The sequence below is a fragment of the Pseudomonas sp. TWR1-1-4 genome (assembly GCF_049897165.1).
Classification (GTDB): Bacteria; Pseudomonadota; Gammaproteobacteria; order Pseudomonadales; family Pseudomonadaceae; genus Aquipseudomonas; species Aquipseudomonas canadensis.
The window spans coordinates 60,409-82,640 of record NZ_JAFCVS010000008.1 but is presented as its reverse complement, the minus strand read 5'-3'; the positions used below and the strand labels follow the sequence as shown (position 1 = coordinate 82,640).

The 22,232-nt window shown below is 61.2% G+C and carries 12 protein-coding genes and 1 pseudogene; 6 read left to right on the top strand and 7 right to left on the bottom strand.

Annotation, left to right across the window (positions count from 1 at the left end):
* Window positions 1–3 precede the first annotated feature (3 nt).
* Together ACP7C6_RS24895 and ACP7C6_RS24890 are read right to left on the bottom strand one after the other, a co-directional pair.
* Complete coding sequence (locus ACP7C6_RS24895) at window positions 4–849, bottom strand: ABC transporter permease (protein WP_028619823.1); 846 nt, start codon at window positions 847–849, stop codon at window positions 4–6.
* On the bottom strand, window positions 846–1,874 hold the full coding sequence (locus ACP7C6_RS24890; protein WP_426109359.1) for an ABC transporter ATP-binding protein: 1,029 nt from the start codon (window positions 1,872–1,874) through the stop codon (window positions 846–848). Before ACP7C6_RS24890 ends, ACP7C6_RS24895 begins: the two co-directional genes overlap by 4 nt.
* Window positions 1,875–2,117: 243 nt before the next feature.
* Here ACP7C6_RS24890 and ACP7C6_RS24885 point away from each other — a divergent pair, with 243 nt between their 5' ends.
* Together ACP7C6_RS24885 and ACP7C6_RS24880 are read left to right on the top strand one after the other, a co-directional pair.
* Window positions 2,118–2,948, top strand: coding sequence for an IclR family transcriptional regulator (locus ACP7C6_RS24885; protein WP_028619825.1), 831 nt, complete (start codon window positions 2,118–2,120; stop codon window positions 2,946–2,948).
* Window positions 2,949–3,246: 298 nt separating this feature from the next.
* On the top strand, window positions 3,247–4,395 hold the full coding sequence (locus ACP7C6_RS24880; protein ID WP_426109358.1) for a hypothetical protein: 1,149 nt from the start codon (window positions 3,247–3,249) through the stop codon (window positions 4,393–4,395).
* Between the two features lie 253 nt (window positions 4,396–4,648).
* On the opposite strand, the gene ACP7C6_RS24875 is transcribed toward ACP7C6_RS24880, so the two are convergent.
* A complete protein-coding gene (locus ACP7C6_RS24875; RefSeq protein ID WP_426109471.1) occupies window positions 4,649–5,356 on the bottom strand; it encodes a methyl-accepting chemotaxis protein in 708 nt (235 codons plus the stop codon).
* 417 nt (window positions 5,357–5,773) lie between these two features.
* A pseudogene (locus ACP7C6_RS24870) lies at window positions 5,774–6,274 on the bottom strand (MCP four helix bundle domain-containing protein); the annotation flags it as partial.
* A 294-nt stretch (window positions 6,275–6,568) separates the two neighbouring features.
* On the opposite strand from ACP7C6_RS24870, the gene ACP7C6_RS24865 reads away from it, so the two are divergent.
* Together ACP7C6_RS24865 and ACP7C6_RS24860 are read left to right on the top strand one after the other, a co-directional pair.
* Complete coding sequence (locus ACP7C6_RS24865) at window positions 6,569–7,141, top strand: DUF2239 family protein (RefSeq protein ID WP_122684437.1); 573 nt, start codon at window positions 6,569–6,571, stop codon at window positions 7,139–7,141.
* Window positions 7,142–7,166: 25 nt separating this feature from the next.
* The gene (locus tag ACP7C6_RS24860) at window positions 7,167–8,522 is read left to right on the top strand and encodes an MATE family efflux transporter (RefSeq protein WP_028619828.1); all 1,356 of its coding nucleotides are present in this window, start codon (window positions 7,167–7,169) and stop codon (window positions 8,520–8,522) included.
* Here ACP7C6_RS24860 and ACP7C6_RS24855 read toward each other — a convergent pair.
* Complete coding sequence (locus ACP7C6_RS24855; protein ID WP_068936151.1) at window positions 8,506–9,093, bottom strand: TetR/AcrR family transcriptional regulator; 588 nt, start codon at window positions 9,091–9,093, stop codon at window positions 8,506–8,508. The genes ACP7C6_RS24860 and ACP7C6_RS24855 overlap by 17 nt on opposite strands.
* 141 nt (window positions 9,094–9,234) lie before the next feature.
* On the opposite strand from ACP7C6_RS24855, the gene ACP7C6_RS24850 reads away from it, so the two are divergent.
* Window positions 9,235–10,407 carry an MFS transporter gene (locus tag ACP7C6_RS24850; RefSeq protein ID WP_068936149.1) on the top strand — a complete coding sequence of 391 codons (1,173 nt, stop codon included), beginning with the start codon at window positions 9,235–9,237 and terminating at the stop codon, window positions 10,405–10,407.
* Here the strand turns inward: ACP7C6_RS24850 and ACP7C6_RS24845 are convergent, their stop codons facing one another.
* Both ACP7C6_RS24845 and ACP7C6_RS24840 read right to left on the bottom strand, forming a co-directional pair.
* Window positions 10,408–10,773 (bottom strand): type II toxin-antitoxin system HicB family antitoxin, encoded by a 366-nt coding sequence (locus tag ACP7C6_RS24845; RefSeq protein ID WP_068936147.1) that lies wholly within the window; start codon window positions 10,771–10,773, stop codon window positions 10,408–10,410.
* The gene (locus ACP7C6_RS24840) at window positions 10,770–11,021 is read right to left on the bottom strand and encodes a type II toxin-antitoxin system HicA family toxin (RefSeq protein ID WP_122684445.1); all 252 of its coding nucleotides are present in this window, start codon (window positions 11,019–11,021) and stop codon (window positions 10,770–10,772) included. Before ACP7C6_RS24840 ends, ACP7C6_RS24845 begins: the two co-directional genes overlap by 4 nt.
* Before the next feature lie 209 nt (window positions 11,022–11,230).
* Between ACP7C6_RS24840 and ACP7C6_RS24835 the strand changes: the two genes are divergently transcribed.
* Window positions 11,231–22,231 (top strand): amino acid adenylation domain-containing protein, encoded by an 11,001-nt coding sequence (locus tag ACP7C6_RS24835; protein ID WP_426109357.1) that lies wholly within the window; start codon window positions 11,231–11,233, stop codon window positions 22,229–22,231.
* The last annotated feature ends 1 nt before the right edge of the window (window position 22,232 follow it).

Sequence of the window (22,232 nt, the reverse complement as noted above, 5' to 3'; positions counted from 1 at the left end):
CGCTTAAACCCCCAGGGACTTTTTGTAGCGGCCTTCGACCATGCGGTTCCAGCTCAGCATGATCAGCAGATTGACCAACAGCAGCACCACCGCGATGGTCGCGCCCATGGGCCAGTTGAGTTCCGAGAGGTACTGGTCGTACACCACGGTCGCGACCATTTTCAGGCGGCGTCCGCCGAGCAGGCCGGGGATCGCAAAGGAACTGGCGGCCAGGCCGAACACGATCAGCGTGCCGGACAGCACGCCGGGCATCACCTGCGGTAATACAATCCTGCGCATTACCGTGGTTTGGCTGGCGCCGAGGGACAACGCCGCCTGTTCCGCCGACGGGTCGAGTTTCTGTAGGGAGGTCCACACGGGGATGATCATGAACGGCAGCATCACGTGCACGAGGGCGATGATCACCGCGAACGGCGTATACAACAGCTTCACCGGGCGCCCGCCAAGGAATTGGATGACTTGGTTCACCAGCCCGTCCGCGCCGAGCAGCAGGCTCCAGCCAAAAGCGCGCACCACCACCGAAATCAGCAGCGGCGTGAGGATCAGGATCAGGAAAATCGAGCGCCATGGTGTACCCATGCGGCTGAGGATGTACGCCTCGGGCACGCCGATCACCACGCAGAGCAAGGTGACCAAGGCACTGATCCAGAAGGTGCGCCAGAAAATTTCGTAGAAGTACGCATCGCTGAACAACGACAGGTAATGCGCGAAGGTCCATTCATCCGCCTTCACACCCACCTGGTAATCGAACACGTTGAACGACAACACCAGCGTCAGGCCCAGCGGCAGAATCAGCAACCCGACAAACAGCACCAGGGCGGGTAACGACAACAGGTAGCCCCGGCTCATGCGCGCACCTCATCCGCTGCCAACACGCGCAGCAGGCTGGCTTGCCAGTCCAGGCCCACCGCCGCCCCGCAACCGAGCGGCGCGCTGCCGTCATTGCTGCGCACCGCGGTGATTTCGCCAAGGCTAGTGTGGATGCGATACAGCCATTGGCTACCAAAAAAGTAACTGTCGAGCACCTTGCCCTGCAGTCGGCCGGTGCCGGCGTCCACCAGTTGGATCTTTTCCGGACGCAGGCTCAGGGTCAGCTCGCCGTCACCGCTTTCGTGACGCACTTGCGGAGTGCCCAGCTGGTCATAGTCGCCCGGCAACAGGTTGGCCTTGCCGACGAAGTCCGAGATGAAGCGTGTGCGCGGATGTTCGTAGAGCTTGTACGGCGCGTCGATCTGGGTCACACGTCCGGCCTGCATCACCACCACGCGGTCGCTGATGGACAGCGCCTCGGCCTGGTCGTGGGTGACCATCAAGGTGGTGATGCCCACGGCGCACTGGATGCGGCGGATTTCGAACTGCATCTCTTCACGCAGGTTGGCGTCGAGGTTGGACAGCGGCTCATCCAGCAGCAACACCGGTGGCTCGATCACCAGGGCGCGGGCCAGGGCCACACGTTGGCGCTGGCCGCCGGACAGCTCACGTGGGTATCGGTCGGCGTGCGGCGCCAGGCGTACCAGTTCCAATACCGTCTTAACCTTGCTGGCGATCTCGGCGGTCGGCACTTTGCGCATCTTCAGGCCGAAGGCAACGTTGTCGCGCACGCTCATGTGCGGGAACAGCGCGTAGCTCTGGAACACCACGCCCAGGCCACGGCTGGCGGGCTTGGCATGGGTGATATCGCGACCGTCGAGCAGGATCTGCCCGCCGCTGACGTCAACGAAGCCGGCGATCATTTGCAGGGTGGTGGTCTTGCCGCAGCCCGACGGGCCGAGCAGGGAAACGAACTCGCCTTTTTCCACTGCAAGGTCGGTGGCGACCACCGCATCGACGGCGCCGTAGCGTTTGCTCAAGGCGTGGAGTTGGAGAAATGCCATGTCTGCGTTCCACCTTTTTTTGAGTCGCGTCGAAACGCGCTTTTTTGTTTTGGGCAGATGCGAATGAAGTGTTGCCGGTGCGTTGGCGCTCGATCTTGAGTCGGCTGCCGTTAGTTGTTCATGTCGCCCCTGTGGACGCAGATTAGGACGAAGACTAGGATGGGCGGAAGATGGTATTTCACTGAATGGACTATTATTTTCATATTTATTCACTCACCGGAATTTACTTAGGGATTGGTTGTTATGGATTCCACTGAACGAAATGATAGCGCCAAAGAAGTCGGCCCCGGTGGGGTGTCCCGACTGTTCGCGCTGCTGCGCACCCTGGGTGACGTGCCGGAGGGCGGCGAACGCGTGACCCAGCTCGCGCAACAGGTTGGCTTGTCCCAACCGACCACCCACCGCCTGCTGCGCAGCCTGATGGACGAAGGCATGGTCGAGCAGGACGCGCGCAGCAAGCGCTATCGCCTGAGCCTGGAGTTCTTCGCGCTTGCGGCGAATGCAGGCAAGACCGGTAACCTGCGTGATCTGGTGCGGCCGAGTATGTTGCGCCTGAGTGCGTCATTAGGGGATTCGCTGTTCTTGCTCGCGCGCTCAGGCTTCGATGCGATCTGCCTGGACCGCAGCGAAGGCCCGTACCCGATCCGTACCTTCACCGGGGACATCGGCGGGCGTGTGGCATTGGGCGTGGGGCAGGGCAGCCTGGCGATCCTGGCATTCTTGCCGGAGGAAGAGCGCGAGACGGTGATCCGCTTCAACCTGCCACGGCTCAAGGACTTCCACTTGTATGACGAAGTGCTGTTGCGCTCGGAAGTTGAGAATGTGCGCAATCTTGGGTATGCGGCACGCAATACCGGGGTGCTGGAAGGCATGGCGGGGTTGGCGGTGCCGATCCTCAATCGCGACGGGCATGCAGTGGCGGCGCTGAGTGTCGCAACCATCAGTGATCGGCTGGGGCCGAGCCGCTTGCCGATGGTGGTGGAGTTGCTCAAGCGTGAAGCGGCTGCGATCGGGCCGAGGATCAATCCGTTTGATCCGACATTGCGCAGGCCTTCGCAGACCTTTGGTGGGTAGTTCAGATGGCGGTCCACGTTACCGACCTGGCCGCCGTACTGCACATACACAGGTTCCATTCAATGCTCTGTCATCCCTCATCGCCGGCACCATCGGCTGGGGTGTGGAATGGGTAACGATCAGGCGCTTACTTAGGCAGTACTAGACTTTCTGGGTACGTGTTAGTTATTCAGAAAATCAATTTTTTTGTTCGTGTTTAACGGAACTGTCCTTTTACAAATTGCCACAGATGGCTGTTGATTCAACGCTGACTTGGGCGTTGGTCAGCTTAATTGCATCAACTATCTGAGGTGTTTTAATGATAAATACTCCTTTCGGTCAGCCCACACAAACTTACTACCCGCAATCTTGCCCGTCGGAAGGTCGCGCCAGGTTTGGTTATCAGCCCGCAATGAGTAACTCAATGGAGGCCGCTCGGCCAGTCCCCAATTCGTTAGTGGCGCGAGACTTTGTCAACGCCTTCCCTTATTTCCAGGAAGAATCCGGTTTCGTCACGAAGGAAACGCTTCAACATGCTGCCAATCGTCCGCTGATCGGTGATCCGTTTCACGATCAAATGACAATGCTGGCAAGGGAGATTCTTAGCCGTCCAGGAATGAGTAACTTACTCGATGGTATCAACCATGGCGGCCATGAAGATGGTCTGATCAGCCAGGGTGATGCGCATGAGGCGGTCTATGCGTACGAGGCCCAGGAGGCAGCGTACATGCAGGGTGGACCCGCAGGGTATAACGGTGGCATGCAGGGTGGACCGGCAAGGTTTAACGGTGGCATGCAACGCAGTCGTGTTGAAAATGGATATGGCGACTATGGTGCACGCAATTATCAACCGGCAGCGAACGGCATGAGCCTGCAGAATGCTGAGGTCGCGAATAATTTCAAACAGGCCAAAGACTCAGATTTGACGACAGAGTTGGGTAATAATTTTGACTACTTCAATCCCAACGAGCATGGCAAGATAACCCAGCAATCGCTTCGTGAAATCGCAGGTCGGCCATTGACTGGCAACCCCGTAGACGATCGGATGACCCTGTTGGCCAAGGAGATCCTCAGTCGGCCGCAGATTAATCGCCACCTGGATTCCGACCACGATGCTGATAAAGCTGACGGGTTGATTGGGCGCGATACTATTGAGCGGGTGTCCCACCAACCTGCTGCACTGAATTATGAAAATATGAGTGACGTGGACTTGCTTGGGGCCCTTAAAGATAAATTCAAACAGTATTGGGGCAAAGATGACTACATCAGCTTCGATAGTCTTAAAGAAGCGGCTGCGGCGTCTCCTCCCACTGATAAATCTCGACTTGCGGCTGAACTTCTCCGTCGCCCGGGCCTGATGAAAGAAGTGGATATAGGTACCAATAATAAGGGCGGTAGGGGCTACGAGGACGAAAGGTTTGATATGGATAATGTCAATTACGTGATTAAAGAGAAACAGGCAAAATAGTGACCTGATTGAGCATGCAAGTGAAAATGCAGCCCGTGCCGTGGGCTGCGTCTTCAACCTTGCATCGCCAGTTGCGACCCTTTCTCCCACTTGGCTCAGCTGGGGCTGATCCTCCTTTCCGGTCGCCTCACGGCTTCGGTGACGATCAGGCCCTGGGTTATGTCGAAGTTCTTGCGCATGCGCTCGGGGCGCACCTGCAGGCCGGCGAGCATGAAGGTCGCCTGGCCGAGGGAGGCTAGAGGGCCGGCGGCCCCTAGGCCACGTTGAAAAACGCCACCTTGGTACTCAAGCGATCCGCCAGCTCCGCCAGTTCCTGATTGGAATGCTCCACTTGCTCGGAGCCCGCCGCCGATTGCACGGTGGAGCTATGGATGCGTGTGACGTTCTGCGCGACTTCTTCCGCCGCCGCGCTTTGTTGTACCGAAGCACTGGCGATCTGCGCGTTCATCGCATTGATCGCACCCACTTCCTGGCTGATCTTGCCCAATGACAACTGGGAGTCGCGGGTCTGCGCCACGGTGACCTGGGCCAGGCTGCGGCTGCGTTGCATGATGTCGGCGGCATCCTGGGTGCCGCTTTGCAGCTTGCCGATCATGTCGCGGATCTCCTGGGTGGACTCCTGGGTGCGCGTCGCCAGCGACCGTACTTCATCGGCCACCACCGCAAAGCCACGGCCATGTTCACCCGCCCGGGCGGCTTCGATGGCCGCGTTGAGTGCCAGCAGGTTGGTTTGGGCGGCGATGGCGTTAATCACTTCGATCACGGTTTCGATGTTTTCACTGTCGCTGGACACTTGGTTGACCCGGCTGGTGGCCTGGTCGAGGATGGTTGCCAGCTCCTCGATGGCCACGGTCACTTCGCCCACCAAGCGGTGGCCGCTCTCGACTTCTGCGTCTGCCAGAATGGTCGCCTTGGACGCGGCAGAGGCGTAGCCTGAAACCTCGCTGACCGAGGCTGCCATTTGCGTAATCGCGGCGGCCACATGCTGGGCCTCGCTGGTCTGCAGGGTGATCTGCTGACGGTTGTCGCTGGCCACTGACAACAGGGTGACCGAGGAGTGACGCAGGGCCTGGGCTGCCGAGCGCACTTCGGTGATGGTGTCGCCCAGGCGCGCCAGGGCGTTTTTCAAAATACCCATCACGCTGTCGGGGTAGCGGGTTTCGATGGGCTGGTTCAAGTCGCCATTGGCCAGGCGGCGGATCGCCTCGGCGACGTCCTCCGGCTCGGCGCCGAGGGTGGCCTTGACCTTGCGGATGATCAACAAGGACACCAGCACACTCAAGATGATTGCCACGGCGCTGGCCAGCAGCATCAGCACGGCAAAGTTACCGGCGGCGACTTGCACAGTGTCCAGGCGTTGCTTGATCTGGGCTTCTTCGAAGTCGATCAGGGCATTCACGCGCTTGAGCCATTCGGTGTAATGGGCCGACGACTGGGCCAGCAGCAAGTCCTGGGCGCCGGCGATGTCATTGCTGCGACGCAGGCTGATCACCCGCTCGGTGGAGGCCAGGGCCTGGGTCTCGATGGCTTTGATATCCGCCAAAAGACGGGATTCTTCGGCGCTGGCAGCGCTTGCGACGGTGTTGGCGAACAGGCGATCCATCATCACTGCGGAGTCCTGGTAATCGCGCTTGAGCTGGTCGATCTCGGCCAGGTGACGGCTGAGCGACGATTCATCCTTGACCAGTACCGCATCGCGAATGGCGATGGCGCGGTTGTGCACGCTGCCACGGAAGTTGATTGCGTAGCGCTGCACCACGGCGGCTTTTTCGGCCACGTCCTTGAGTGTGCTGTCGATGAAACCCACGCGTTGAATACCGACGGCAGTGACCAACACCAGCAACGACAGAATGGACGCAAAGCCCAGTCCGATACGCATCGCCAACGAGATAGGTTTTTTCATGGAAAGCTCGATATTCAGGGGAGTTAAAGGTGATGGCTAAAAGCTATCTTCGCTGGGGAATCTATCGATAGGCCCGTCACGCGTCCAATCAGAAATTACTGACTCTGCCATCGAGCGAATTGATGGAATAAAACCTGGATTCCTACGTTATCCGATTTAGTTCGCCGCTCAGGGGTGAGCCGTTAGGAGTTTCACCACAAGAGTCCTTGCATCTCCTAAAACTTTGGCTAATATAATCCGGGTAAAACAATTAATATCCGGGTAATAGCTATGCCTACGCAAAACCTTTCTACGTGCACTGCCTTCGTTGGCCACCAGCGTGTAGCGGCGGGTCCCTACGCCGACGTTGCCGATATACTCGCCAGTCTTGATCATGCTGCGGGCAGCTTTCTGGTATTCGATGACGCCACCGGCCTCCAAGTCGATTTCCCCTGGCCGGCAGGCTATGCGCCCGCACAACCGCTCCAGGCCGAAGTACCCGATGAGCCTCCTGCTGCACCCTCGGTCGGGCGCCCTAAACTGGGCGTGGTCGCACGCGAAGTCACGTTATTGCCGCGTCATTGGGAATGGCTGGGCCAGCAGCGCGGCGGTGCATCGGCTGCGTTGCGCCGGCTGGTGGATGAAGCTCGCACTGCCCATGCTTCCCGTGATCAGATACGCCAGGCCAAGGAGGCCGGGTATCGTTTCATGAGCGCCATCGGCGGCGACCTGCCCGGTTTCGAAGAGGCTTCGCGCGCGCTGTTTGCGTTTGACGCAACGGACTTCTCCGGCAAGATCGCGCACTGGCCGGTGGACGTGCAAACCTACTTGGCCTGGCTGACGCGCAACGCGTTCCCAGTCTGATCACCATTCCTGGATCCCTACCCTCATGGAAGTCACTCAACAACGGCCGTTGTGGCAGATCTACCTGATCTTTCTGGCACCCATGGTGCTGTCCAACTTCCTGCAAAGTTTTTCCGGCACGCTCAACGGTATCTATGTCGGGCAGATGCTCGGCACCCAGGCGCTGGCGGCGGTGTCGGGCATGTTTCCCATCGTGTTTTTCTTCATTGCCCTGGTGATCGGCCTGGGGGCGGGCGCCTCGGTGCTGATCGGCCAGGCCTGGGGGGCGCAGGAAACGGCGATGGTCAAGGTGATCACTGGCGCAACCCTGACGTTGGGGGCGCTGGTGGGGGTGACCGCGGCGGTGCTGGGCAGTCTGTTTGCGCGTCCCGCATTGCAGGCGTTGGGCACGCCGGTTGATGTGCTGGACGATGCGGTTGGCTATGCCCAGAAGATGATGCTGATCATGCCGTTGTTGCTGGTGTTCATCCTCTACACCCAGTTGCTGCGCGGCGTCAGCGACACGATCTCGCCGTTGCTGGCGCTGATGGTGTCGACCCTGGTCGGCCTGCTGCTCACGCCGGCACTGATTGGGGGCTGGATCGGCCTGCCGCCCATGGGCATCCAGAGCGCGGTGTATGCCGGGCTGGTGGGCAACGCGTTGGCCATGCTGTTTTTGATCTTGCGCCTTCGGCATAAAAACCATGTGATGGCGCCGGACCGCGAACTGCTCGCGGCCTTGCGCCTGGACCCTGTGATTCTCGGCAAAGTCCTGCGCATCGGCTTGCCTACCGGCCTGCAGATGGTGGTGCTGTCACTGTCGGAATTGGTCATCCTCGCCCTGGTCAACGGCCACGGCTCCCAGGCCACGGCGGCGTATGGCGCGGTGACGCAGATCGTCAACTACGTGCAGTTCCCGGCGTTGTCGATCGCCATCACTGCCTCGATCCTCGGTGCGCAGGCGATTGGTGCTGGGCGGTTAGAGCGTATCGGGCCGATTCTGCGCACCGGTTTGTTGATCAACCTGTGCCTTACCGGAGGCCTGATTGTGTTGGGCTATGTGTTGTCCCACTGGTTGCTCGGGCTGTTCATTACCGACGATGCGGCACGGGTCAAGGCTGAACACCTGCTGCACATCATGCTGTGGAGCATCTTGGTTTTTGGCTTCCAGGCGGTGGTTGGCGGGATCATGCGTGCCAGCGGCGTGGTGCTGATGCCGGTGGTGATCTCGATTTTCTGCGTGCTCTGCGTCGAACTGCCGATGGCGTACTTGTTCAACGCGCATTTTGGCCTGGAAGGCGTGTGGATGGCGTTCCCCGTGACCTACTTGGCAATGCTGGCCTTGCAGACTACGTATTACCGGTTGGTGTGGCGGCACAAGCAGATCAAGCGGTTGGTGTGAGGCTCAGGCCGCGTAGCAGCAGTTCAAGACCTTGCAGGCCTTGTTCGAGCCGCTCGTCCGGGTGTTCATCCCGGGCGATCCACAGGGCGGTACTGACCAGGCTGCCGTTGATCAATTGCGCCAGTGCAAGGCTCGGGACGCAGGGGATCACCTCGGCCTGCATCAGCGCCTCCAGCAACTGGCGCAATGACTCCACGCAATGTTGCTGGGCGCCGGTGTCGCCCAGGACGGCCGGCGCATCCTGCAACACAATGCGCTGGATTTCGTCGTCCTGTGCCATACGCAAGTAGGCACGACAACGTTCGCAAAAGCCGCTCCAGGGGTCTTCAGCTTCATCTGAAATGCGCTGCAAACGCGCATCCATCTCGCTGTCGAGTTGGCCAACCACGGCGGCCAGCAAACCTTTCTTATCTCCAAAGTGATGGTACAGCGCCCCTCGGGTCAGACCGGCACGGGCGGTGAAGTCGTCCATCGATGTATTCGCGTAACCTTGTGTAGCAAAAGCCTGACGCGCGCTGGCGATCAGCCGGGCGCGGGTGTCTTCGATCATTTCGGCACGGGCACGGCTCATGGTTGGGCTCACAATCGGCAAGGGAAAGATTGACATACGCTGCGTATGTTAAGCATGATTTGTCACATACGCACCGTATGTATTTTGCCTCGATTCTTGTGAATAGCAAGTTCCAGGGCATTCATGAAGAGGTCGAGCAAGATGGCAAACCCTTACGCCGAGTTGTTCCAAGTCCCTGGCGCCCGGGCTTTTGTGCTGGCGGGCATGCTTGCGCGCATGCCGGTATCAATGACGGGGATCGGCTTGATCACCATGCTCTCGCAGGTACATGGCGGCTATGGCCTGGCGGGCTCGGTCGCGGCGGTTTTCGCCTTGGCGACGGCGTTTTGTGCGCCGCAGGTGTCGCGGCTGGTGGACCAGTACAGTCAAGGCCGAGTGCTGCCGATTGCCGCATTGATTGGCGGCGGGGCGCTGTTGATGTTGCTGCTGTGTACTCGGCTGCAAGCACCGAACTGGCTGCTGTTCCTGTTCGCCGCGTTGGCCGGATGCATGCCCAATATGTCGGCCATGGTGCGGGCGCGCTGGACCGAGTTGTACCGGGGCCAGCCCAAGCTGCAAACCGCGTTTGCCCTGGAGTCGGTGCTGGACGAGGTGTGCTTCATTATCGGCCCGCCGATTTCGGTCGGGTTGAGCGTGGTGTTGTTTCCGGAGGCGGGGCCTCTGGTCGCCGCGTTGTTGCTGGCGGTGGGTGTCACCACCTTTGTATTGCAGCGTGAGACCGAACCGCCTGTGCATGCACATCAGGGCCACCACGGTCGCTGGCTGATTGCGTCACCCTCGGTGCTGATCCTGATGATCCTGCTGCTGGCCATGGGTGTGATTGTTGGCGTGGTGGACGTGGTCAGCGTCGCGTTTGCCCAGCATCAGGGCCAACCAGCGGCAGCGAGTATCGTGCTGTCGGTATACGCCATTGGCTCGTGCCTGGCAGGGCTGGCGTTCGGTACCCTGAAACTCAAGGTGTCGTTGCCTCGGCAGTTCCTGTTCTGTGGCGTGGCTACGGCTGTGACCACCTTGCCGTTGCTTCTGGTAACCAACATTCCCGGGCTCGCCGTGGCGATCTTTATCTCTGGGTTGTTCTTCGCCCCAACCCTTATCGTGTCCATGGCCCTGGTGGAGCGGATCGTACCCGCCAGCCGCCTGACCGAAGGCATGACCTGGCTGATCACCGGCCTCAGCATCGGCGTGGCCATTGGCGCTGCCAGTTCCGGCTGGATGATCGACCACTTCGGCGCCACCAGCGGGTTCTACGTGGCGTTGGCGGCGGGGGCGGTGGTGCTGGGGGCGGCAGTGTTGGGTTATCGGCGCTTGGGGTGATCAGCTAACCGCAGGGCATGCGTCATTGCCATGATGTTGTAAAAACTCATTCAAGGCCTGGCGTGTCAGGTCATTGAGGGTCACTTTTTTGCGGGTCGCCGCCAGGGCAGCCGCCAAGTGCAAGTCATGGCCGACCCGGACATTGAAGGAGCCCTTGCAGGGCTTCTCCGGTGGCTGCCCGAGGGCCTGGCAAGTGGTGAGGTAGTCATCCACCGCCTCACGGAATGCAGCGTCCAGCTCTGCGACGGTTTTACCTTCGTAGCTCACCAGTGCCTTGATGAACAGGATCTTGCCGAATAGGCAGTTGTCTTCGACGCTGGCTTCGATAGAGCCGATGTAGCCTTTGTGTTTCAGTTGGTTGTTCACTGAATCAGTTCTCCTGACCTCAATTGCTCAATGATCTGGCGCCGAATGTAGTGTTTCAGTTCGTTGCCAGGGTGAGGCTTGTGCAAGGTGATCATTGCACTGGGGTCGCCGATGTCGAACTTGACCCGGCTTCCAGCCCCTTCAATCTGTGTGTAGCCCAGCCGTAGCAGCAGCGTTACGAGCTCAGGCCAGGTAAATGCCATGTGCTCATTGAGCAGTTTGGCGAGCAGCTTTTCATTTTTGGACACGGCGTTCCCTGCGTGTAACTAAATGTAGTTGCAAAAAGTGGTGTTCGTCAATGCTAGCTCGGGTTCGGGTGTCTCTGCCGAGATTGATGTAACCCTTAATGACACCCCGCTCCACGCCTTCCACTCCCCGCTAATTTTTCCCTGTCCGGTTCGTTTTATAGGGACGACGTGCCTTTGTGCTTCCCGCCTATTGCTCCGGACTCCAAGAAATGAATGCTGAAGACTCCTTGAAACTTGCTCGCCGGTTTATCGGGTTGCCCCTGGAAAAACGCCAATTGTTCCTGCAGGCCTTGCAGAAAGAAGGTGTGGATTTTTCCCGGTTTCCGATTCCGGCAGGGGTGGAAGCGGAGGATCGCCAGGCGCTGTCCTATGCACAGCAGCGCATGTGGTTTCTCTGGCAGTTGGACCCGGCCAGTGGCGCCTACAACTTGCCCGGTGCTGTACGCCTCAAAGGCACGTTGAGCCTGGAAGCGATGGAGCAAGCGTTTACGAGCCTGGTCGCGCGGCATGAAACCCTGCGCACGGTGTTCCAGCGCCAGGCCGACGAGCGCCTGTTGCAAGTGCCGACGGCGACGTCATTGGCCGTCGAGCAAGTCGATTTCAGCCACCTCGCTACCGCCGAACGCGAACAGGCCGTCAACGACGCCGCGGTCCGTCAATCGCTGCTGCCGTTCGACCTGGAAAACGGCCCGTTGCTGCGCGTGCAATTGCTCAAGCTCGACACGCGGGAGCATGTGTTGCTGCTGACCCTGCACCACATCGTCTCCGATGGTTGGTCGATGAACGTGCTGATCGAGGAGTTCATTCGCTGCTACGACGCTCATGAGCGCAATGAAATACCGCAACTGCCGGCCTTGCCGATCCAGTACAGCGATTATGCCCTGTGGCAACGTCGCTGGTTGGAAGCGGGTGAGCAGGCTCGACAATTGGAGTATTGGCAGGCGCGCCTGGGCGATGAGCACCCGGTACTGGAGTTGCCCACGGATCGCCCACGCCCGGCCATGCCGAGCTACCAGGGCACGCGCCATAACTTCGCGATCGAACCCGCGCTGGCTGCACAACTGCGCAGCGTTGCGCAAAAACACAACGTTACCCTGTTCATGCTGTTGCTCGGTGCGTTCAACGTGCTGCTGCATCGCTATACCGGGCAAGGCGACATCCGCGTCGGCGTGCCAATCGCCAACCGTAACCGTACTGAAGTCGAAGGGCTGATCGGCTTTTTCGTCAATACCCAAGTGCTGCGCACCGAGCTGAGCGGGCAAACCCTTGTCACTGAGCTGCTGCAAAGCATCAAGGAGCATGCACTGGGCGCCCAGGCCCATCAGGAATTGCCGTTCGAGCGCCTGGTGGAGGCCCTCAAGGTCGAACGCAGCCTCAGCCATACGCCGTTGTTCCAGGTCATGTACAACCATCAGCCGGTGGTGGCCGACATTGCGAGCGTCAGCACGGCCTCCGGCCTGGAGCTGGCGCTGGTGGAGTGGCAAGGCCGCACCACTCAGTTTGACCTGACCCTCGATACCTATGAAAAATCCGGCACCCTCTACGCCGCGCTGACCTACGCAAATGACCTGTTCGACGCGGCGTCCATCGAGCGCATGGCCGGGCATTGGGTGCGTCTGTTGCAGGCCATGGGGGCCGACGGTACGCAGCGCATCGGTGAACTGCCGATGCTGGATGCGGATGAGCAGCAAGTGCTGGTCCACACCTGGAACCAGACCGCCGAGGTTTACCCGACCGAGCGCGGCATCCATCACCTGATCGAAGACCAGGTGCGGGCCACGCCCGACGCGCCCGCGCTGTTGTTCGGCGCCACAGCGCTGACCTATGCCCAGCTCAATGCCCGCGCCAACCAGCTGGCCCATGCCTTGCGCGAGAAGGGTGTAGGTCCGGACGTGCTGGTCGGGATCTGCATCGAGCGCTCCATCGAAATGGTGGTCGGTCTGCTGGCCATTCTCAAGGCGGGTGGCGCCTACGTTCCGTTGGATCCTGAGTATCCCCAGGAACGCCTGGCCTACATGGTCGAGGACAGCGGCATTCAGTTGTTGCTCAGCCAGCACAGCCTGTTGCCAGTGCTGCCTGCCGAGGGCATTCAAGTGATTGTCCTGGACCAGCCTGCCGACTGGCTCGATGGCTACAGCCGCGAATCGGTAAACGTTACGCTTCACGCGCTGAACCTGGCCTACGTGATCTACACCTCGGGCTCCACCGGCAAGCCCAAGGGCGCCGGCAACAGCCATCGCGCGCTGGTCAACCGCCTGTGCTGGATGCAGCAGGTCTATGGCCTGGACGCCAGCGATGCGGTCCTGCAGAAAACCCCGTTCAGCTTCGACGTTTCGGTGTGGGAGTTCTTCTGGCCGCTGATGACCGGCGCACGCCTGGTGGTCGCAGCGCCCGGCGAGCATCGCGAACCGGCGCGCCTGATCGAGACGATTGGGCAGCACGGCATCACCACCTTGCACTTCGTGCCCTCGATGCTCCAGGCGTTTATCCATGAGCCGGGAGTGCAAGCGTGCACCCGCCTCAAGCGCATCGTGTGCAGTGGCGAAGCCTTGCCGCTGGATGCGCAATTGCAGGTATTTGCCAAGTTGCCTCAGGCGGGCTTGTTCAATTTGTACGGGCCGACCGAAGCAGCCATCGACGTGACCCACTGGACCTGTGTCGACGAAGGCGCCGACAGCGTGCCCATTGGCCGGCCTATCGCCAACCTCGGCACCTACGTGCTCGATGCCCAGCTCAATCCGGTTCCCGCTGGCGTCAGCGGCGAGCTGTACCTGGGCGGCACTGGTCTGGCCCGTAGTTACCATCGACGTCCGGCACTTACTGCCGAACGTTTTGTGCCCAGTCCTTTCGGTGACGGCACGCGTCTGTACCGCACGGGCGACCGCGTGCGTCAGCGCGCCAATGGCGTCATCGAATACCTCGGCCGCCTCGACCATCAAGTCAAGCTGCGTGGCCTGCGTATCGAGTTGGGTGAAATCGAGACGCGCCTGATGCAACACCCCTCGGTGCGCGAAGCCGTGGTGTTGGTGCAAGGCGGCAAGCAATTGGTGGCCTACCTGGTGCTGGAAGACCAGGCGCCGGTCGATCTCAAGGCTTGGCTGCTTAGCAGCCTGCCGGAATACATGGTGCCGACCCATCTGGTGTACCTGGCCAAGCTGCCGGTAACCGCCAACGGCAAACTCGACCGCAAGGCCTTGCCAGTGCCGGACGCCGCGCCACAGCAGGCCTATGTCGCACCGGAAAACGACCTGCAGAAAGCCTTGGCAGCGATCTGGAGCGATGTACTGGGGGTGGCGCAGATCGGCCTGGAAGACAACTTTTTCGAGCTGGGCGGTGATTCGATCATCTCCATCCAGGTAGTCAGCCGTGCGCGCCAGGCGGGTATTCGCCTCAGTCCACGGGACCTGTTCCAGTACCAGAGCGTGCGCAGCCTGGCGCTGGTGGCAAGCTTCGAGCAGGCGATGGTCATCGACCAGGGGGCGGTCACCGGCGAGGTGATCCTCACGCCCGTGCAACGCAGCTTTTTCGAGCAGGCGATTCCGGTGCGCCAGCATTGGAACCAGTCGTTGCTGCTGACGCCACGGGAAACCCTGGAGCCTGCGCGCGTTGAAGCCGCTTTGACCCAACTGATCAACCACCACGACGCCCTGCGCCTGCGGTTTGTGCAACAAGCTGGCGGTTGGCAGCAAGCCCATGCCGAGTCGGTGACTACGCCCGGGTTGTGGCAAACCCAGGTCGCAGACGACGCTGAGTTGGCCGTACTCTGCGACGAGGCCCAGCGCAGTCTCGATCTTGGACAGGGCCCTTTGTTGCGTGCGGCCTTAGTCACGATGGCCGACGGCGCCCAACGTTTGTTGCTGGTGGTGCATCACCTGGCGGTGGACGGCGTGTCCTGGCGCATCCTGCTCGAAGACCTGCAACAGGCTTACCGCAACGTCGCATTGCCGGCCAAGACCAGCGCCTACCAGCGGTGGGCGCAGCAATTGCAGGCCCACGCGCAGACGCTGGATGACCAACTGCCGTACTGGCAGGCCCAGACTGCGAGTGCCGATTTGCCGTGCGATAACCCCCAGGGCGGTCTGCAAAACCGCCTGGGCAGCAAAGTCGAAATCCGCTTGAGTGCCGAACAGACCCGTCAACTGCTGCAAGACGCCCCAGCGGCCTACCGCACCCAGGTCAACGACTTGCTGCTGACCGCACTGGCGCGCGTCATCAGCCGTTGGAGCGAACAGCCCGCGGCGCTGATCCAGCTGGAAGGCCATGGCCGCGAAGACCTGTTCGACACCGTCGACCTGAGCCGCACCGTCGGCTGGTTCACCAGCCTGTTCCCGGTACGCCTGCAAGCCGATGGCGAGCTGTCGGCTGCAATCAAATCAGTGAAGGAACAACTGCGCGCCGTGCCACACAAGGGCATCGGCTACGGCCTGCTGCGCTACCTCGGAACGCCTGAGGCCCGCGAAGCCCTATCGAGCCTGGCCGCGCCGCGCATCACCTTCAACTACCTGGGCCAGTTCGACCGCCAATTCAACGAGTCGGCGCTGTTCGTTCCGTCGACCCAGGGCAGCGGTCAGGCTCAGGACCCGGAGGCGCCGCTGGCCAATTGGCTGACGGTGGAAGGGCAGGTGTATGGCGGCGAATTGGCCCTGCAATGGGGGTTCAGTCGCGAGATGTTCGACAGAGCAACCATCCAGCAGCTGGCGGACGATTACCAGCAGGAACTGCTGGCGTTGATCGCGCATTGCCTCAACCCGCAGCACGGCGGCCTGACACCGGCCGATGTAAGCCTGGCGCACCTGACCCAAGCCCAGCTGGACGACCTGGCACTGCCTGCACGGAGCGTGCAAGACCTGTATCCACTGTCGCCCATGCAGCAGGGCATGTTGTTCCACAGCCTCTACCAGCAAGGTGAGGATGACGTCTATGTCAGCCAATTGCGCGCCGACGTGCAGGGGATGGACGTTGCAGTATTTCAAGGCGCCTGGGAGCAAGTGCTGGCACGGCATGACATGTTGCGCACCGGCTTTGTCTGGCAAGACGACCAGGGCCAGGCCCTGCAAGTGGTGCATCGCCAAGTCAGCTTGCCCTTCATCGAATACGACTGGCGCGACCGTCCGAATCTGCCGGCGGCCCTCGACAGCCTGGCCGCCGAGCACCATCGCCAGGGCTTCGAGCTGGCGAGCCCGCCGTTGCTGCGGGTGGCGCTGGTCCGCACGAGCGAAGACCACTGGCACTTGATCTACACCAGCCACCACATCCTGATGGATGGCTGGAGTAATGCCCTGGTCCTCAATGAAGTGCTGCAAGCCTGCAAGGGCCAGGCGCTGCCGCCGGTATGCGCGGCGTTTTCCCAGCACATTGCATGGCTGCAACAGCAGGACCCTGCGGTGGGCGAAGCGTTCTGGCGCCAGCGCCTGGTGCAGTTGGAAGAACCGACGCACCTGGCACGTGCTGTGGCCAAAAGCGCCGCGCACACGGGTGACGAATACGGCGAACTCCTGTGTGAGTTGGATGTCATTCAGACTCAGCGCCTGACCGCTTTCGCACGTGCCCATCAAGTGACCCTCAACACCCTGGTGCAATCGGCGTGGTTGTTGCTGTTGCAGCGCTACACGGGTCAGTCCAGCGTCGTCTGTGGGGTCACGGTATCCGGGCGCCCGGCGCAGCTGGTGAATGTCGAGCAGCAGGTTGGCCTGTTCATCAACACCTTGCCGCTGATTGCTGCCGCCAGCCCGGCGCAAAGCGTCAGCGATTGGGTGCGTAGCGTTCAGGCATTGAACCTGGAAATGCGTGACCACGAACACACGCCGCTGTTCGACATCCAGCGTTGGGCCGGCTCGGCCGGTGAGGCGCTGTTCGACACGCTCGTCGTGTTCGAAAACTTCCCGGTGGCCAAGAGCCTGGAGCAGTCGGGGGAGAGCGGCTTGCGTTTCAGTGCTGTGAGCCATCAGGAGCGCACCAATTACCCATTGACCCTCACTGTGCAGGGCGGCGAGCACCTGAGCCTGCACCTGGAATACTTGCGAGCCGAGTTTGCTGCCGACGCGGTGCAGCACATCGGCGCCTACCTGCAGGGCTTGCTACAGCAATTCGCCAGTGCGCCGGAACAGGCCTTGGGCGCCGTGCCGTTGCTGCTGGAACACGAATACACCCGCGTGCTGCAAGACTGGAACCCGCGGGGTGTTGCTCAGCCCGCCAAGGCCAGCGTATTGCAACGCTTCGAACAACAAGCGGCATTGCACCCGGAAAACACCGCGCTGATCCTGGATCAGCAGCACATGACTTACACCGACCTCAACGTGCGCGCCAATCGACTGGCCCATCGCCTGATCGAGTTGGGCGTCAGCGCCGACACCCTGGTGGGTGTTGCGGTGGACCGCTCTCTGGAGATGATCGTCGGCTTGCTGGGGGTGCTCAAGGCCGGCGGCGCTTATGTGCCGCTGGACCCGAAATACCCAGCCGAGCGCCTTCAGTGCATGATCGAGGACAGCGGTCTGCAACTGCTGCTGACCCAGCAGCCGTTGGTGGAGCAGTTGCCGCTCAGCGAGGATCTGACCCTCGTTTGCCTGGAAACCGGAGTCGACTGGCTCGTCGATTACAGCAGCGAAAATCCGTCTTCCAGCACGCAGCCGGCCAACCTGGCCTACGTGATGTTCACCTCCGGTTCTACCGGCCGGCCAAAAGGCGTGGGCATCGATCTGGGCGCCCTGGCTCGGCATGTGGAAGTCTTCACCGAGTTGTTTGCGTTGCAAGCCCATGACCGCGTGCTGCAGTTCGGCACCTTTAATTTCGATGGTTTCGTCGAGCAACTCTACCCGGCGCTGTGCTGCGGCGCTGCGGTGGTGGTACGCGGCGGCGACCTGTGGGACAGCGACACCTTCTATCAACAGCTGATCGAACACGACATCTCCGTGGTCGACCTGACCACGGCCTACTGGCTGCTGCTGGTGCGCGACTTTGCCGACCGGGGCCCGCGTGACTACGGACGCCTGCGCCAACTGCACATCGGCGGCGAAGCCATGCCGCCGGAAGGCTTGAATGCCTGGCGGGCAGCGGGCCTGGAGCATGTGCGCCTGCTCAACACCTATGGCCCCACCGAAGCCACGGTAACCGCCACCGCCTTGGACTGCGCTGCCTATGTGGATGGCCGTGAAGCCCTGCCGTCGATGATGCCGATCGGTCGCGTGCTGGATGGCCGTGCCATCTACCTGCTGGATGCCAACCTCAACCCGGTGCCGGTAGGTGTGGCGGGCGAGTTGGTGATCGGCGGCCCGTTGCTGGCGCGGGGTTACTTCAACCGCCCGGACCTGACGGCCCACCGTTTCATTCCTGATCCGTTTTGCACCGACGGCACTGGTCGCCTGTACCGCACCGGTGACCTGGCCCGTTACCGTGCCGATGGCATGATCGAGTACGTGGGGCGTATCGATCATCAGGTCAAGGTCCGTGGTTTCCGCATCGAACTGAGCGAAATCGAAGCGCGCCTGCTGGCCCAGGTCAGTGTGCGCGAGGCGTTGGTCATCGCCGCGGACAACCAGTTGGTGGGTTACGTCGTGGCCACTCAAGCGCTCGACGAATCCCGGCAAGCCGAACTGCGCACCCAACTCAAGGCCGTGCTGCGCGAGGAGCTGCCGGACTACATGGTGCCGGCGCATCTACTGGTGCTGGAACGCCTGCCTTTGAGCCCCAACGGCAAGGTAGATCGTGCCGCGCTGCCCAAGCCGGATGCCAGCCATTCGCTGGCCGAATGGGTCGCGCCCGTGACTGAGAAGGAGCAACGCATCGCTGCCATCTGGGCCCAGGTGCTGGGCGCCGAGCGGGTAGGGCTCAACGATCACTTCTTCGAAATGGGTGGTCATTCGCTGCTCGCCACGCAGGTGGTGTCTCGGGTGCGTCACGGCCTGGGCATCGAAGTCGCGCTCAAGACGTTGTTTGAACAGCCTGTGCTTGGCGACTTTGTCAGCTGCCTGGGCGACGTCCAGGGTTCGGCACCGGCGCTGGTAGCGGTAGACCGCACTCAACCCTTGCTGCTGTCCTACGCCCAGGAGCGTCAGTGGTTTCTCTGGCAGCTGGACCCGCACAGTTCGGCCTATCACGTGCCCAGTGCGCTGCGCTTGAAAGGTCCGCTGGACCAGGTGGCCCTGCAACGTGCCTTCGATACCCTGGTAGCGCGCCATGACAGCCTGCGCACGCACTTGCAGCAAGAGGCCGACCGCACGGTACAAGTGGTCAGCCCGCAGGCACGGATCGAGCTGGTGTCGGAACCTACCGACGAGGCCCAGCTCAAGACCAGGGTTGAAGCGCTGGTAGCCCGACCTTTCGACCTGCGCCAGGGGCCGCTGATGCGTGTGAATCTTCTGCGCCTGGCAGCAGAGGAGTACGTGCTGGTCCTGGTGCAGCACCACATCATCTCCGACGGTTGGTCCATGCAAGTGATGGTCGACGAGTTGGTGCAGCTCTACGCCGCCTACAGCCAAGGCCAGGCGCTGCAATTGCCGGCGATGCCGATCCAATATGCCGACTACGCAAAATGGCAGCGTGACTGGATGGAGGCCGGGGAAAAAGCGCGCCAGCTCGATTACTGGCGTGACCTGCTGGGCGGTGAGCAGCCGGTGCTGGAGTTGCCGTTCGATCACCAGCGTCCGGCGGTGCCGACCCATCGGGGTGCACGCCTGAATATTGCGCTGCCGACTACGCTGGTCGACAGCCTCAAGACCCTGGCCCAGCGCGAAGGTGTGACACTGTTCATGGTGCTGCTGGCTTCGTACCAGGCGTTGTTGCATCGCTACAGCGGCCAGCAGGACATTCGTGTCGGTGTGCCGATTGCCAACCGTAACCGGGTCGAAACCGAGCGGTTGATCGGCTTCTTCGTCAATACCCAGGTGCTCAAGGCCGATGTCGACGGGCAGACCACTGTCCGGCAGCTATTGACCCAGGTCAAACAGCGCGCACTGGAAGCCCAGGCGCATCAGGATTTGCCATTCGAGCAACTGGTCGAGGCCCTGCAACCCGAGCGTAGCCTGAGCTTGAGCCCCTTGTTCCAGGTCGCGTTCAACCACCACATCAGCCTGGCCGGCGAGCATTTGCAGCGCCTGGCGCAGCTGGACATGAGTCCGGTGACCTGGGATGAAACCGCCGCGCATTTCGACCTGATCCTGGACATCGAGGAGTCCGGGAACCAGCTCGGCGCATCGCTGAGTTATGCCACCGATCTGTTTGCACCTGCGACCATCGCGCGCATGGGCAGCCATTGGCAGAACCTGTTGCAGGCAATGGTTGCCGATCAACAACAGCCCATCAGCCAATTGAACCTGCTGGGCGAGGATGAACGGCAGCACATCCTGCGATTGTGGAACCAGACTGACGCTGGCTTCTCGGCCGAGCGTCTTGTGCATGAATTGGTAGCCGATCGCGCCAGGGAAAACCCCCAGGCGATCGCCGTCAAATTCGACGCGCAAACCCTGAGCTATGGCGAGCTGGACAGCCAGGCCAATCGCCTGGCCCACGCCTTGATCGCCCGTGGCGTCGGCCCGGAAGTGCGCGTGGCGATTGCCATGCCACGCAGTGCCGAAAGCCTGGTGGCGTTCCTCGCGGTGATGAAAGCCGGTGGCGTGTATGTGCCGCTTGACATTGAATACCCGCGTGACCGCCTGCTGTACATGATGCAAGACAGCCGTGCGCAATTGTTGCTGACCCATAGCCGCGCGTTGCAGCAACTGCCGATTCCCGAGGGCTTGGACACCCTGGCGATTGATCGCACCGAAGACTGGGCCGATTACCGCGACACTGCGCCGGACGTGAAGCTGGACGGCGATAACCTGGCCTACGTGATCTACACCTCCGGCTCCACCGGCATGCCAAAAGGCGTGGCAGTGTCCCACGGTCCTTTGGTGGCGCACATCATCGCCACCGGCGAGCGCTATGAAACATCGCCGGTTGACTGCGAACTGCACTTCATGTCGTTCGCCTTCGACGGCTCCCACGAAGGCTGGATGCACCCGCTGATCAATGGCGCCAGCGTGCTGGTCCGTGACGACAGCCTGTGGCTGCCCGAATACACCTACGCACAAATGCACCGCCACAATGTGACCATGGCGGTGTTCCCGCCGGTGTACCTGCAACAGTTGGCCGAGCATGCCGAGCGTGACGGCAACCCACCCAAAGTGCGTGTGTACTGCTTTGGCGGTGATGCGGTAGCCCAGGCCAGCTACGACCTGGCCTGGCGCGCACTCAAGCCGACTTACCTGTTCAACGGTTACGGCCCGACTGAAACCGTGGTCACGCCGTTGCTGTGGAAGGCTCGCCGTGGCGATCCATGCGGCGCGGTTTATGCCCCCATCGGCACCTTGCTGGGCAACCGCAGCGGCTACGTGCTGGACTCGCAACTCAACCTGCAACCCATCGGCGTAGCTGGCGAGTTGTACCTGGGCGGCGAAGGCGTGGCACGGGGTTATCTGGAACGGCCGGCACTGACTGCCGAGCGTTTTGTGCCGGACCCATTCGGCAAACCTGGCAGCCGCGTGTATCGCAGCGGCGACCTGACCCGTGGCCGTCCGGATGGCGTGGTGGATTACCTCGGGCGTGTCGACCATCAGGTGAAGATCCGTGGTTTCCGCATCGAACTGGGCGAGATCGAAGCGCGCCTGCGTGAGCAGGACAACGTTGGCGAAACCGTGGTGGTCGCCCAGGACGTTCCGACCGGCAAACAACTGGTGGCGTATGTCGTGCCGGCCGAGGGCCCGCTCGCCAATGAAACCCAATTGCGCGAAACCTTGCGCCGTGCGCTGAAAACCCATCTGCCGGATTACATGGTGCCCGCGCACTTCATGTTCCTCGCACAAATGCCATTGACCCCCAACGGCAAGCTCGACCGTAAGGGCCTGCCCGAACCGGATACGAGCCTGCTGCAACAGGCCTACGTGGCCCCCGAAACCGAGCTGGAACAGCAGATCGCGGCGATTTGGGCCGACATATTGCGCCTGCCGCAGGTCGGCCTGAACGACAACTTCTTTGAAGTGGGCGGCCATTCCCTGCTAGCGATCCAGATCACTTCGCGGGTCCAGGCCGATCTGGGCCTGGAAGTGCCGTTGGTGGAAGTGTTCCAGACCGAAACGCTGCGCGCCTATGTGCAGGCCGCCGCCACCTTCCGCGCTGGCAGCGCGGAAGATTTTGATGATCTTCGTGACTTTTTGAGCGAACTAGAGGCGATTTGAC